Origin of the sequence: Xanthomonas cissicola, from assembly GCF_008801575.1 — a bacterium.
Taxonomy (GTDB): domain Bacteria; phylum Pseudomonadota; class Gammaproteobacteria; order Xanthomonadales; family Xanthomonadaceae; genus Xanthomonas; species Xanthomonas cissicola.
On sequence record NZ_VZPL01000094.1, the window covers coordinates 1 to 12,083 of the forward strand.

The following is a 12,083-nucleotide window of genomic DNA, read 5'->3' on the forward strand; positions in this document are numbered from 1 at the left end:
ATCTCGCGCCGGGTCTGCTTGCGCTTGCCCAGGCCCTCAGCGTCACCGAACGTCAGCTGCATAGATGATCCTCTACATGATGAGGCGGGTAGTGTCGCGTATCTGTGGTGCGTTGTTCAGAGCTTCCCTAACGCTTTCGACAAGCGGTGTTGAACGCGCACAGCGCAGGAATGCCTGCATCACGTCAGCCCGCATCGCGCCATCCGTTGGCGCTGCTCAAGCGATCGCCGCAGATGGCCTCCGCGGCAGGCGGCATCACCCATGCACCCCATCGATCTCCACCGCCAGCTCATCGCGGCAGATCACCGCGTGCAGCAGCAGGCGCGGAACCGCATCGCCGAAGCGGGCGTCCAGTGCCTGCGCAACCCGGGGCAGGTCCTCGCGCTCGCGCACATAGACCTTCAGGCGGGTGCCGGCCCCGAACTGCGCCGGTAACGCAGGTGCCTGCTGGCGCGCGGCGCCGAGCAGGGCGTCGAAGTTGGCGAAGGTTTCTTCCAGCTGCGCCAGCAATTGGCCGGTGTGCATCGAGGCGTGGCCGACCACGGCAGCGGTGCCTGACAGCAGCAACGGCATGTCGCTGCCGGCCGGCGGCAGCATGGCACGGGCGAAACTCGGTGACTGCGGGCCGTACCGGCGCGGGTAGTGGTAGGCACTGACCTGACGCGGGTTTTCCAGCGGCGTGCCGGCATTGGCGGCGGCCAGCCAGTAGATCTGGATGATGCGCTCGGCATCGCAACGGCCCACGGCGGTGGCGGCCGGCAATTGCGCGGTGTCGAACGCGCCCAACCCGCGTGCACGGCCCACGCAGAACTGCCGGTAACGTTCGCGGTCGCCGCTGCCCAGGGTGATGGCGTCGAGGTAATTCCAGATCCGCAGCAACCGTGGCGTCTTGCTGTTGCTGACGAAGGCGGTGATTTCCGCATACGCCCGGGCGGCGGCTTCTTCGATATCGACATCCTGCTCGTCGATCTCGATCACGCCGAACTGCAGGTGCCCATCGCTGGACCAGGCGATGTTGCCATCGCGGCCGCTGCTCACCGGCGCATCGGTGCGCCACACTTCCAGCACGCTGGCCTGGTACGGCTGCAGCGGCACGCGCAGATAGCGCGGGTCGTGCAGACGCGGCGCCGCATCGCCGAAGCCGAACACGGCCAGCACCTGCGGGTCGGTCAGCAGCACGGCAGGGTCGGTCTGGTCGACATAGTCGACCTGCAGCCGGGGGTGGCGCACGGCGTGCGTGGTCTGGGCCTGGGAAGCGGTCATGGAGCGTCTCGTTGTTGCGTGTCGCGTTGCAAGGTGTCGCCGTCGAAGCCGAGCTTGGCCTGACGCCGGCGATGGCGCCACGACTGCCAGGCGTGCGGCATCATCGACAAGGCGGTGAGTGCGTACAGTGCGCGAAAGGCGCGCAGGCGGATGCGGACTTTGGGGGCGTCGAACACATCGCCGGCCAGCATCGCCACCACCGCCTGTTCCACCTGCCAGGTGTTTTGCGGCTGCGCGAACAAGGCGCGCATGGTGGGCGAGGTGAAGCGGTAGATGAACCACTTGAATTCATCCACGCCGCGCGTCAGTTCGCGCTGCAGGGCGCGCTGCAGTTTCGCCTCCGACTGCGGTGCGCGCAGTGCCGCATCCACCATCGCCGCGCCACGTTCGGCGCCGTGCATGGCCAGGAACACGCCAGAGGAAAACATCGGGTCGACGAAGGTGTAGGCATCGCCCAGCATCAACCAGCGCGGCCCGGCCATGCGCGTGCATTCGTATGCGTAGTTACCGGTGGCATGCACCGGCGCCACGCGCTCGGCGCCGAGCATGCGCGCGCTGAGCTCGGCGTTGAGCGCCAGCGTGCGCATCAAGAAGCCCTCGCTGTCGCCCTGGCGGGTCTTCATGTAGTCCGGATAGCAGACCGCACCCACGCTCATGATGTCCTCCGGCAGCGGAATCAGCCACATCCAGCCATGCGCATGCCGGTAGATGCTGATGTTGCCGGCATCCTCGCCCGGGCGTCGTGTCACGCCGCGGAAATGGCTGAACAAGGCGGCCGATTGATGCGTTGCATTGGCGCGTTTGAGCTTGAGGCGGTTGCCCAGGAAGGTGTCGCGGCCGCTGGCATCGAGCAGATAGCGCGGGCGGAACTGCTGTACGCCACCATCTGCCGTGCGTGCCTGCAGCACCGGGTGTTCGCCGTCGAAGGCGACCTGCTCCACGCAGACCTGCTCGCGTGCATCCACGCCCACCGCACGCGCACGCTGGAACAGCACATGGTCGAATTGCGCACGCGGCACCTGGAAGGCGAAATCGGCCTTGGCATCGAGCGCGTGCGAAAAACGGAATGTGTTGTAGCCGCCGCTGTCGTTGGGAAAATCCGCCCCACGCTTCAGCACGCCGATGGCGCGCACGTCTTCCAGCACGCCGAGGCGTTCAAGAATCGGCATGTTCATCGGCAGCAAGGATTCGCCGATATGAAAGCGCGGGTGCTGCGCCTTCTCGAGCAGGGTCACGGACCAACCGAGCTCGGCAAGTGCGATGGCCGCGGTGCAGCCAGCCGGGCCGCCGCCGACGATCAGGACATCCGGACACTCCGGTCCGGGAGCCGGCCCGGCTGCCGGCATGGCGGTCGGGGTGAGGCGAACAGCGGTGGAAGTCATCCTGGAACGAACCTGCGGCGGGCGAGCGTCATGCAGTCATGATAACCTGACCGGCGGCCCGGCCAGCTGTGGCCCGCCGATCCATATGTGAAGAACGACGGCAGCAGGCAGGCACCGGCCAGCCGCGCGGCAGATGCTCGGATTGGCAGCGGCGGCAACGTACACTACGGCCCGACGCGACGCCCATGCCTGCCGATGGTCGCCCGCGCTGCTCTTGCTTTTCTCACTCTTGTTGCCCGACCCTGACCTGTGGAAATCCTGGATGTCCTCGCAAACCGCTGCCGAACGTGAACTGGCCGAACTCCTGGTCGAAAGTCTGAACCTGGAAGACGTCCAGCCCGCCGACATCGATCCGGAGGCGCCGTTGTTCAATACCGGGCTGGGGCTGGACTCGATCGACGCACTGGAACTGGCGCTGGCGATCAGCAAGCGCTACGGCTTCCAGTTGCGCTCGGACAACGACGAAAACCGTCGCATCTTCGCGTCGCTGCGCGCACTGTCGGCGCATGTCCAAGCCAACAAGACCGTCTGATCTGCCAACTGCGCCATCCCCCGACGCACCCGCGTGGGTGCTGGGGCTGGGCGTTCTGCTGGCGGTGGCGTATTCGCCGCTGGCGCATTGGGCCAATGCCAGTCACCGCCCGGAATTGGCCGTCATCGCCGGTGGTTTGCTGGTGCTGATGGTGTTGATCGAACCGATGGTTGCGCGCCGGCCCTGGGCCTGGGCCTGGGCGTTGGCGCTGCTGCTGCTTGCCGGGCTGGGCGCGCTGTGGCATTCGCCGTATGCGATGTTGGTGCTGGCGGCGCCGCCGGTGGTGTTTACCGGTTGGGTGGCCTGGTTTTTCGGGCGCAGCCTGCGGGCCGGGCGCACGCCGCTGATCACGCGCATTGTTGAAGGCCTGTACGGCCAGGCCGGCATGCCGATCACGCCCGAACAACGCCGCTACACGCGCCGCCTCACGCTGGCCTGGGCAGTGCTGCTGTGCGGCCTGACCCTGGCCAATCTGGTGCTGGGTCTGTGCGCCGAGCCCAGCGGCGTGCTCGCGCAGCTGGGCCATGCCTCGCCGCTGCCGATCAGCGACGCGCGCGCCTCGTTGTTCGCCAACCTGCTCGCCTATGGGGTGATTGGCGGCTTCTTCGTTGCGGAATATCTATTGCGCGGTCGCTGGTTTCCACAGCGCCCCTATCGTAATCTGCCAGACTTCTTGCGTCAGATGGCGCGGCTCGGGCCGGATTTCTGGCGCGATCTGCTGCGCTGAGTGCGTGGCCTGGGGCAGCGACGGACGTGCATATTTTCGGGGGCAAGACAAAAATGCCGTTGGCAAGGATGCCGTCGCGCCTGGCGTGGGCTGTGTTCAACCTGTTGCAATTGGCGTTCACGCTGGCCTTCACCGCTGGCGGGATCGTCTATGCATTGGTCGTGCTGGCGATCACCCGCGATGCCGACCGTCTGCTGCGCATGGGCGGCTGGATGTGGTCGCCGGTGCTGTTCCGTGGTGCGGGCGCCACCGTCATCGTGGAAGGGCGCGAGCGGGTGGATTGGTCCAAGAACTATCTGTTCGTGAGCAACCACCAGTCGATCATCGACATCTGTGCGCTGTTCCATGCCTTGCCGGTGCCGCTGCGCTTCTTGCTCAAGCAGGAAATGCGCAAGGTGCCGTTCGTGAACTGGTATGCGCATGCCGCCGGCATGCTGTTTCTGGACCGCGACAGCCGCAGGGCAGGGGCGCTGGTGCGGCGCCAGGCTGCTGCACTGCTGCGCGAGGGCAAACAGTTGTGTCTGTTTCCCGAAGGCACGCGCAGCCGCACCGGCGCATTATTGCCATTCAAGGCCGGACTACTGCAGGCCGCTATCGATGCTGGCGTGCAGGTGGTTCCAGTGGCGCTGGATGGCTGCGGCAAGGTCTTGCCGGTCGATGGCCTGTTCAGGGTGAGGCCGGGCATCATTCGCGTGCGGATCGGTGCGCCGATCGCGGTGACCGGGCCGGATGCGCCGGATCGCCAACAATTGACCGAGCAGGCACACAAGGCCGTGGCTGCAATGCTTCAACCCAGGATCTGAGTTCCACGCTTATGGATTTCGTTGTGCCGCATGATCATCCCTGCCTGCCCGGACATTTCCCGGGCCGTCCCGTGGTGCCTGGCGTGGTCGTGCTCGACCATGTGCTGCAGGCAGTGGAAGCCCTGCATGGTCCGCGCGCGGCCATGCGCCTGCCGCAGGTGAAATTCGTGCAGCCGTTGCTGCCCGGCCAGACCGCCTCGGTCACGCTGGAAGGCGATGGCCCGCGCTGGCGCTTCCGCGTGCAGCGCGCCGAGGCGTTGCTGGTCAGCGGCGAACTGGTGGCCGAGGCAGCGCCATGAGCAAGCATTGGAAACAGCGTCCGGAAGGTGGCGGGCGCTTTGCGTTGTGGCTGATCCGCGGCATTGCACGGCACGCCGGGCGTGCGGTGGGGCGTGCGCTGCTGTATCCGATCACGCTGTACTTCCTGCTGGTGCGTGGCCCAGAGCGCGCCGCCTCGCGTGCCTATCTGGCGCGGGTGCTGGGCCGCCCGGCTTCGCTGCGCGATGTGGCGCGGCACATCCATACCTTCGCCTCGACCATCCTGGACCGGGTGTACATGCTGTGCGGGCAGATGCAGCGCTTCCGCGTGGACATCGCCGGCCTGGATCAACTGCACGCGCAAATGGATCGCGGCCGCGGCGTGCTGATCTTCGGCTCGCACCTGGGCAGCTTCGATGCGCTGCGCGTGCTGGCCACCGAGCGCCCGGACGTGCAGGTCAAGGTGGTGCTGGACAAGGCGCACAACCGCGCCATGACCGACCTGCTGGGGGCGCTCAACCCGCAGCTGGCCGCCAACATCATCGACGCCGGCATGGACGCGACCTCGATCGTCATGGCGATCAAGGAGGCCACCGATGCCGGTGCGCTGGTGGCGCTGCTGATCGATCGCCCGCGCGAAGGCGACCCGGCGCTGCCGGCGATGTTCCTTGGCCGCAATGCGATGTTCCCGACCTCGCCGTGGCTGATCGCCGCTGCGCTCAAGGTGCCGGTGGTGCTGGCGTTCGGCCTGTATCACGGCGGCAATCACTACGAGCTGGCGTTCGAAACCTTCAGTGAAGGCCTGGACGTGCCGCGTCGTCAGCGCGCCCCGGTGCTGGCGGTACTCATGCGCGATTACGCTGCCAGGCTGGAACATTACACCTGCTATGCGCCGTACAACTGGTTCAACTTCTACGATTTCTGGAACACCCACCATGCCGATGTGCCGCACCCTGCCGTGGATGCTGATACTGCTGTTCAGCGCCGCACCGCTATGCGCCGCACCGCCTGAGACGCTGGACGTCGGGCAGGTGCTGCAGCGCTTGGCGCGCCCCGCACCGGTCAGCACCGAATTCGTCGAATTGCTTGGCTCGGCCTTGCTGAAGACGCCGTTGCGCGTGGAGGGCCACTACCGTCGCCCGGACGCGCAGACGCTGGTGCGCGAGGTCAGTGCGCCATACCGCGAAACCACCACGCTGACCGGCGACGAAGGCGTGCTGGAACGCGAAGGCAAATCGCCACGCCGTTTCTCGTTGAGCCGCGTGCCCGAGCTGGCCGGCTTGAAGTCCGGATTCGGCGCGTTGCTGTCCGGCGACCGCGCCCTGCTGGAGCAGCACTACCGCGTCAGTGGGCAGGGCCAGCCACAGGCCTGGCAGCTGACCCTGCAGCCCAAGGACGCCGCCGTGGCCAAGCAGGTGCACGAATTGCGCCTGTACGGACGCAACGACGAACTGCGGTGTATCGAAAGCGTGCCTGCCAAGGGCGACCTGCAGCGCACCCTGCTGGCCGGTGCAGCGCGCGCGGCTGCCGGCGTGACCGATGCCGCCGCGCTGACCACGCTTTGCCACGGCTCGGGCGCGTGACCGCGCGCGGGATGGTTGCGCCGGTCGTCTCTAACCACATCACACCCTTCGCAGCTGAAACGCGCACGTTGCCAATAACGACCGATGCCGCGCGCGCGGCCGGCGGGCATTCGGCCGCTGTAGCAGGACACGCACACCATGGCGCTTGAATTGAACGCAAACCGCCGCATCGGCCTGGCGCTGTTGTGGCTGGCCTTGCTGGCAGTGGCCGGATTCTGGTTGAGCGAGACGCTCAAGGTCACCGGCGACCTGCGCAAGTTCATGCCCGCCCTCAGGAAAAACAACGCGTCGTTGCAGCCCGATGCCGCGCGCGCGGCCAGCGGGCGTTCGGCCGCTGTAGCAGGACATGCACACCATGGCGCTTGAATTGAACGCAAACCGCCGCATCGGCCTGGCACTGTTGTGGCTGGCCTTGCTGGCAGTGGCCGGATTCTGGTTGAGCGAGACGCTCAAGGTCACCGGCGACCTGCGCAAGTTCATGCCCGCCCTCAGGAAAAACAACGCGTCGTTGCAGCCCGATGCCGCGCGCGCGGCCAGCGGGCGTTCGGCCGCTGTAGCAGGACACGTACACCATGTCGCTTAAGTTGAACGCAAACCGCCGCATCGGCCTGGCACTGTTGTGGCTGGCCTTGCTGGCAGTGGCCGGATTCTGGTTGAGCGAGACGCTCAAGGTCACCGGCGACCTGCGCAAGTTCATGCCCGCCCTCAGGAAAAACAACGCGTCGTTGCAGCCCGATGCCGCGCGCGCGGCCAGCGGGCGTTCGGCCGCTGTAGCAGGACACGTACACCATGTCGCTTAAGTTGAACGCAAACCGCCGCATCGGCCTGGCACTGTTGTGGCTGGCCTTGCTGGCAGTGGCCGGATTCTGGTTGAGCGAGACGCTCAAGGTCACCGGCGACCTGCGCAAGTTCATGCCCGCCCCGCGCACGCCGGCGCAAAAACTGCTGATCGAAGAACTCGGCGAAGGCCCTGGATCGCGGCTGCTGCTGATGGCGTTGTCCAACAACGATCCGGTCACCTTGGCCGAGCAGTCGCAGCAACTGCACCAAGCGCTGTCCGCACAGCCGGCGCTGTTCGAACTGGTCGGCAATGGCGGCAATGCCGGGTTGGAGGCGATTTCCGAGCGCTTGCTGCCGTACCGCTATCTGCTCAGCGACAGCTTCGACAAGACCCCGCTCGACGCGCGGACGCTGGAAGCGGCATTGCAGGCGCGCGTGCAGGATCTGGGCTCGCCGGCGGCGGCCATGGTGGAGCCGTTGTTGCCGCGCGACCCCACGATGGAAATCCTGCATCTGGCCGACACCCTGCAGCCGGCAGCGATGCCGCGCACGCGCAATGACGTGTGGTTCGATCGCGCCGGCACCTCGGCGCTGTTGATCGTGCAGACCCGCGCGGCAGGCTTCGACCCCACCGGCCAGCAGCTGGCCTATGACGCCGTGCAAGCGGCGTTCGCGAAGGTCAGCAAGGGCACCGCCACCCGGCTGACGCTGACCGGGCCGGGCGCATTCGCGGTGGAAATCACCGCGCGCACGCAAGGCGAAGCGCAGTGGATCGGCACGCTCGATACGGTGGGCCTGGTGCTGTTGCTGCTGGTGGCCTACCGTAGCTGGAAGATTCCGGTACTTGGCGTGTTGCCGCTGGCCAGCGCCGGTCTAGCCGGCCTGGGTGCGGTGGCGCTGCTGTTCGACGGCGTGCACGGCATCACCGTGGCATTCGGCTTCACGCTGATCGGTGTGGTGCAGGATTACCCGATCCATCTGTTCAGTCATCAGCGTCCCGGTCTGGATCCGCGCGAGAACGCACGGCATCTGTGGCCGACGTTGGCCACCGGCGTGGTCTCCACCTGCATTGCCTACGTGACCTTCCTGTTCTCCGGCGTGGACGGCTTGCGGCAGCTGGCGGTGTTCACCATTGCCGGCCTTGCCACCGCCGCGGTCACCACGCGCTGGCTGTTGCCGGCCCTGATCGATCCGGCCCCGCGCGACTACGCGGACTCGCGCGTGCTGGCGGTGCTGTGGCGTGGCATTGAGCGCCTGCCGCGGCCACGCATCAGCCTGGCGGCGATGGCCGTGATCGGCATTGCGGTGATCGTGTTCGCGCCGGGGCAGTTCTGGCAAAACGACCTGTCGAAGCTAACCCCCGTGCCGCCCAAGGCATTGGCGCAGGACACCCATCTGCGTCAGGAACTGGGCGCGCCGGACGTGCGTTACGTGCTGGCGCTGCCGGCAGCCAGCGATGAGGCGGCGCTGCAGGCCAGCGAGCAATTGCGCCCGCGTCTGGATGCGCTGGTGCGCGCTGGTGCGTTGCTCGGCTACGACATGGCGGCACGCTATCTGCCCAGCGCCAACACCCAGCGTGCGCGACAGGCCGCCTTGCCCGATGCTGCGCAGGCGCGCGCGCTGACCGAGCGCGCAGTAGCCACCACGCCATTCCGCAGCGATGCGTTTGCGCCGTTCCTGCAGGATCTGGACGCCGCCAAGCGCGCCGCACCGCTGCTACCGAAGGATCTGAGCGGCTCGCCGCTGGCCACGTCGGTCGGTGGCTTGCTGCTCGGCCGTGGCGATCGCAGCACCGCGCTGGTGTCGTTGACGGGCCTGCGCGATCCGGCGGTGTTGGCGGCCGCCGTGCAAGGCAGCGGCGCGCAATTGCTGGATCTGAAGGACGCCTCCGAATCGCTGGTGGCCGCCTACCGCGGACGCGTGCTCGGTGCGCTGGTCCTGGCTGCCTTGTTGCTGGCAGTGACCGTGGCGATCGCACTGCGCAGCCCGCGCCGCATCGTGCGCGTACTGCTGCCGATGGCGCTGACGACGGTGCTGATCCTGGCGATCCTGCGCGGCACCGGGGTGGAACTCAATCTGTTCCATCTGATCGCGCTGATCCTGGCCGCCGGTCTGGGCCTGGATTACGCGCTGTTCTTCGATCATGCCGGCGACGATCACGCCGACCAACTGCGTACGCTGCATGCGTTGATCGTCTGCAGCCTGATGACGCTGCTGGTGTTTGCGCTGTTGGCCGTGTCCAGCATCCCGGTCTTGCGTGCCATCGGCAGCACAGTGGCGTTGGGCGTGTTGTTCAATTTCATTCTGGCCTTGCTGGTGTCGCGCGAACCGGCGCTGGAACGCACCGCGAACGGAGAACCGCATGCAGGGACGTGACGCAATCGCTGCGCTGATTCCGCACCAGGGCAGCATGTGCCTGTGGGAAGAAGTGATCGAGTGGGATGCGCAGCGCATTGTGCTGCGCAGTCACGCGCATCGCAGCGATGCGCATCCGTTGCGGTGCAACGGGCGTTTGCGCGCGCTGCATCTGTGCGAATACGGCGCGCAGGCCATGGCCGTGCATGGCGGGTTGCTGGGCCGCGAATCCGGCAAGCCGGTACGCCCTGGCATGCTGGTAGCGCTGCGTAGCGTGGAGGTGCACGTGATGTATCTGGATACCTTGCCGGATGTGATCGAGTGCCAGGCGCAGGTGTTGATGCAGGGCGAGGACAGCCAGCAATACAGTTTTCGCCTGACCCATGGCGCGCAATTGCTTGCCGAAGGACGCGCCACCGTGATGCTGGGCGCCGCGCAGGCGTAGGCACGCCTGATCGCTGGAGTGGCCGGGTGCCGGCAATGCGTGTGGCGGCTTCAAGGGCAGCGTTCGTACACGACTGCATGACTGCGCCACCGTCATAAGCTGCATGCGTTTTATGCAAGTGCAACGTTGCCAGCCTTGCGCGGGGCGCTGGCACGTGGCCGGCATGACTGGTTAGGATGAATCCCCTTTTGTTTCCGCGGCCGCACGTGCGGCGCCATCGAGTCTTCCATGAGCACACCCATTCCACAACGCCGCGCACTGGTCACCGGCGGCAGCGGCGATCTTGGCGGTGCGATCTGCCGCCACCTGGCTGCGCAGGGCCGGCATGTGATCGTGCACGCCAACCGCAACCTGACGCGTGCGGACGAGGTGGTTGCCGCGATCGTGGCCGATGGCGGGAGCGCACAGGCAGTGGCCTTCGATGTGGCCGACGCGCAGGCAAGTTCGGCGGCGCTGGAGAGTTTGCTGGAAGCTGGCCCGATCCAGATCGTGGTCAACAACGCGGGCATCCACGACGACGCGCCGATGGCAGGCATGAATGCCGAGCAGTGGCATCGCGTCATCGACGTGTCGCTGCACGGTTTTTTCAATGTCACCCAGCCGTTGCTGCTGCCGATGGCGCGCACGCGTTGGGGCCGCATCGTCAGCGTGTCGTCGGTGGCGGCCATGTTGGGTAATCGCGGGCAGACCAACTACGCCGCCGCCAAGGCCGCCTTGCACGGCGCCAGCAAGTCGCTCTCGCGCGAAATGGCCAGCCGCGGCATCGCAGTGAATGTGGTCGCGCCCGGCGTGATCGAAAGCGACATGGTCGGCGACAGTTTCGCGCCGGAGGCGATCAAGCAATTGGTACCGGCCGGCCGCGTTGGCAAGCCCGATGAAGTGGCCGCGCTGGTCGCCTTTCTGTGCTCGGACGTGGCCGGCTACATCAATGGCCAGGTGATTGGCGTCAATGGTGGGATGGGCTGAGAGCGGCTGGTCTGCGACGTCGCTGCAGGGCCCTTGCCGGCCCACCGTCGCAGGACACGCTGCAAGTACGTCCTTGTAAGCTCTTACGCGGCATCCATGCCGCGTAAGGTCCCGCGCCGGTGAGCCGGCAAGGACCAGTCGAGAGAGTCGGTGTGCATGCTTGCGCGCGGTGCCTGCTGGCGTAGCCGCGCATCTGTTTCATTCTCTTAAGCCGACGGGCGCCGCCCGTTCGGCTTGAATGAATTGTCAGTCCCAACTAGCGACTATTGACCTGTAGAAGCGAATGCTTGGTTACTCCGTACGATTGACACACTTGAAGTACAAGCTGGCTTCGGGAAACCCTCCGAGCGGTCTCGATTGTTTGGACTCTGTCTGGATGGTCTGTACCACTTTGCCTGACTTTGCACAGTAATGGGAAGCCTCTTTATAGTTCCTGTTCTGTATCCTGCCAGATGATACAAAGCCCGTGCCGGCCTCCGAAACAATGCGGTAGGAGTCGGGACCGTCTGGCTGGACTCCAGAATGCGAGCCGCAACTGCAGAGTAATGCCACCAGAGCCAATGGAAGAAGATTGCGGTGCATGCGGCTACTCCGGTTAGTTGACTGATGTTAATAGCGTCAGGCCATGTAGTCTTAGATTGGGCCTAACGCCTGAGTTAAGCCGACGGGCGAAGCCCGTTCGTCTTGAGTGAATTTTAGGCGGCTACCCGCGTGACCGCCTGAATAGATCCAGCGCCTCTTCGTGAGACTGTGCGGAAATATCTCCTAAGGAAGGTCTGAATAACGAGGCCTGAGAGTGCGGGATGTCGCGTCGTTCCGAAGAGTGGCGTTTGAATCTTTGGAATTTCGCCATTTCTGGCGCTTTCCGTGGGAATTTCCTGGTTTACAGGCGCACGCTCCCCATAGCCGGCAGCAACTGCTTTCGCTTCATCCACAGATTGGAGAGCGCAAACAAGGTCAGCACGTGTGCGGTGTTTTTGGCCAGGCCG

Annotated in this window: 14 protein-coding genes and 1 pseudogene; 12 read left to right on the top strand and 3 right to left on the bottom strand. The window is 65.8% G+C overall.

What is annotated here, in order from left to right:
* Positions 1-255: 255 nt before the first annotated feature.
* Both F7R02_RS22390 and F7R02_RS22395 read right to left on the bottom strand, forming a co-directional pair.
* Complete coding sequence (locus tag F7R02_RS22390; RefSeq protein WP_167521089.1) at positions 256-1,263, bottom strand: chorismate transformation FkbO/Hyg5 family protein; 1,008 nt, start codon at positions 1,261-1,263, stop codon at positions 256-258.
* A complete protein-coding gene (locus F7R02_RS22395; RefSeq protein WP_078587471.1) occupies positions 1,260-2,609 on the bottom strand; it encodes an NAD(P)/FAD-dependent oxidoreductase in 1,350 nt (449 codons plus the stop codon). Before F7R02_RS22395 ends, F7R02_RS22390 begins: the two co-directional genes overlap by 4 nt.
* 298 nt (positions 2,610-2,907) lie before the next feature.
* Here F7R02_RS22395 and xanC point away from each other — a divergent pair, with 298 nt between their 5' ends.
* The 12 genes from xanC (at position 2,908) to fabG (ending at position 11,094) form a co-directional block, all read left to right on the top strand.
* Positions 2,908-3,177, top strand: a complete 270-nt coding sequence (gene xanC / locus F7R02_RS22400) for a xanthomonadin biosynthesis acyl carrier protein XanC (protein ID WP_005914783.1) — start codon at positions 2,908-2,910, stop codon at positions 3,175-3,177.
* Positions 3,178-3,214: 37 nt separating this feature from the next.
* Positions 3,215-3,904: a COG4648 family protein gene (locus F7R02_RS22405; RefSeq protein WP_167521090.1), complete on the top strand. Its 690-nt coding sequence runs from the start codon at positions 3,215-3,217 to the stop codon at positions 3,902-3,904.
* Between the two features lie 53 nt (positions 3,905-3,957).
* Entirely contained in the window at positions 3,958-4,707 is a 750-nt protein-coding gene (locus F7R02_RS22410; protein WP_078589635.1) for a lysophospholipid acyltransferase family protein, read from the top strand.
* A gap of 11 nt (positions 4,708-4,718) precedes the next feature.
* Entirely contained in the window at positions 4,719-5,006 is a 288-nt protein-coding gene (locus tag F7R02_RS22415; protein ID WP_005914787.1) for an ApeI family dehydratase, read from the top strand.
* Positions 5,003-5,977 (top strand): lysophospholipid acyltransferase family protein, encoded by a 975-nt coding sequence (locus F7R02_RS22420; protein WP_005914788.1) that lies wholly within the window; start codon positions 5,003-5,005, stop codon positions 5,975-5,977. Before F7R02_RS22415 ends, F7R02_RS22420 begins: the two co-directional genes overlap by 4 nt.
* Complete coding sequence (locus F7R02_RS22425) at positions 5,901-6,548, top strand: LolA-related protein (protein ID WP_078589636.1); 648 nt, start codon at positions 5,901-5,903, stop codon at positions 6,546-6,548. Before F7R02_RS22420 ends, F7R02_RS22425 begins: the two co-directional genes overlap by 77 nt.
* A 138-nt stretch (positions 6,549-6,686) precedes the next feature.
* Positions 6,687-6,914, top strand: a complete 228-nt coding sequence (locus tag F7R02_RS22430) for a hypothetical protein (RefSeq protein ID WP_078589637.1) — start codon at positions 6,687-6,689, stop codon at positions 6,912-6,914.
* Complete coding sequence (locus F7R02_RS22435) at positions 6,904-7,131, top strand: hypothetical protein (RefSeq protein ID WP_139370901.1); 228 nt, start codon at positions 6,904-6,906, stop codon at positions 7,129-7,131. The genes F7R02_RS22430 and F7R02_RS22435 overlap by 11 nt, the downstream gene beginning before the upstream one ends.
* On the top strand, positions 7,121-7,348 hold the full coding sequence (locus F7R02_RS22440; RefSeq protein ID WP_011052726.1) for a hypothetical protein: 228 nt from the start codon (positions 7,121-7,123) through the stop codon (positions 7,346-7,348). The genes F7R02_RS22435 and F7R02_RS22440 overlap by 11 nt, the downstream gene beginning before the upstream one ends.
* Complete coding sequence (locus tag F7R02_RS22445; protein WP_078589639.1) at positions 7,338-9,704, top strand: MMPL family transporter; 2,367 nt, start codon at positions 7,338-7,340, stop codon at positions 9,702-9,704. Before F7R02_RS22440 ends, F7R02_RS22445 begins: the two co-directional genes overlap by 11 nt.
* Entirely contained in the window at positions 9,691-10,128 is a 438-nt protein-coding gene (locus F7R02_RS22450) for a hotdog family protein (RefSeq protein ID WP_078589640.1), read from the top strand. The genes F7R02_RS22445 and F7R02_RS22450 overlap by 14 nt, the downstream gene beginning before the upstream one ends.
* A gap of 228 nt (positions 10,129-10,356) precedes the next feature.
* Complete coding sequence (gene fabG / locus F7R02_RS22455) at positions 10,357-11,094, top strand: 3-oxoacyl-ACP reductase FabG (RefSeq protein WP_033484905.1); 738 nt, start codon at positions 10,357-10,359, stop codon at positions 11,092-11,094.
* Between the two features lie 883 nt (positions 11,095-11,977).
* Here the strand turns inward: fabG and F7R02_RS22470 are convergent.
* Positions 11,978-12,083, bottom strand: a pseudogene (locus F7R02_RS22470) (IS5/IS1182 family transposase); the annotation flags it as partial.

Coding starts and splice junctions, on each gene's coding strand:
- F7R02_RS22395 (WP_078587471.1), bottom strand. CDS start 2,609: ATGCCGGCAGCCGGGCCGGCTCCCGGACCGGAGTGTCCGGATGTCCTG.
- F7R02_RS22450 (WP_078589640.1), top strand. CDS start 9,691: ATGCAGGGACGTGACGCAATCGCTGCGCTGATTCCGCACCAGGGCAGC.
- F7R02_RS22440 (WP_011052726.1), top strand. CDS start 7,121: ATGTCGCTTAAGTTGAACGCAAACCGCCGCATCGGCCTGGCACTGTTG.
- F7R02_RS22420 (WP_005914788.1), top strand. CDS start 5,003: ATGAGCAAGCATTGGAAACAGCGTCCGGAAGGTGGCGGGCGCTTTGCG.
- F7R02_RS22415 (WP_005914787.1), top strand. CDS start 4,719: ATGGATTTCGTTGTGCCGCATGATCATCCCTGCCTGCCCGGACATTTC.
- F7R02_RS22425 (WP_078589636.1), top strand. CDS start 5,901: ATGCCGATGTGCCGCACCCTGCCGTGGATGCTGATACTGCTGTTCAGC.
- fabG (WP_033484905.1), top strand. CDS start 10,357: ATGAGCACACCCATTCCACAACGCCGCGCACTGGTCACCGGCGGCAGC.
- F7R02_RS22430 (WP_078589637.1), top strand. CDS start 6,687: ATGGCGCTTGAATTGAACGCAAACCGCCGCATCGGCCTGGCGCTGTTG.
- F7R02_RS22410 (WP_078589635.1), top strand. CDS start 3,958: ATGCCGTTGGCAAGGATGCCGTCGCGCCTGGCGTGGGCTGTGTTCAAC.
- xanC (WP_005914783.1), top strand. CDS start 2,908: ATGTCCTCGCAAACCGCTGCCGAACGTGAACTGGCCGAACTCCTGGTC.
- F7R02_RS22435 (WP_139370901.1), top strand. CDS start 6,904: ATGGCGCTTGAATTGAACGCAAACCGCCGCATCGGCCTGGCACTGTTG.
- F7R02_RS22445 (WP_078589639.1), top strand. CDS start 7,338: ATGTCGCTTAAGTTGAACGCAAACCGCCGCATCGGCCTGGCACTGTTG.
- F7R02_RS22390 (WP_167521089.1), bottom strand. CDS start 1,263: ATGACCGCTTCCCAGGCCCAGACCACGCACGCCGTGCGCCACCCCCGG.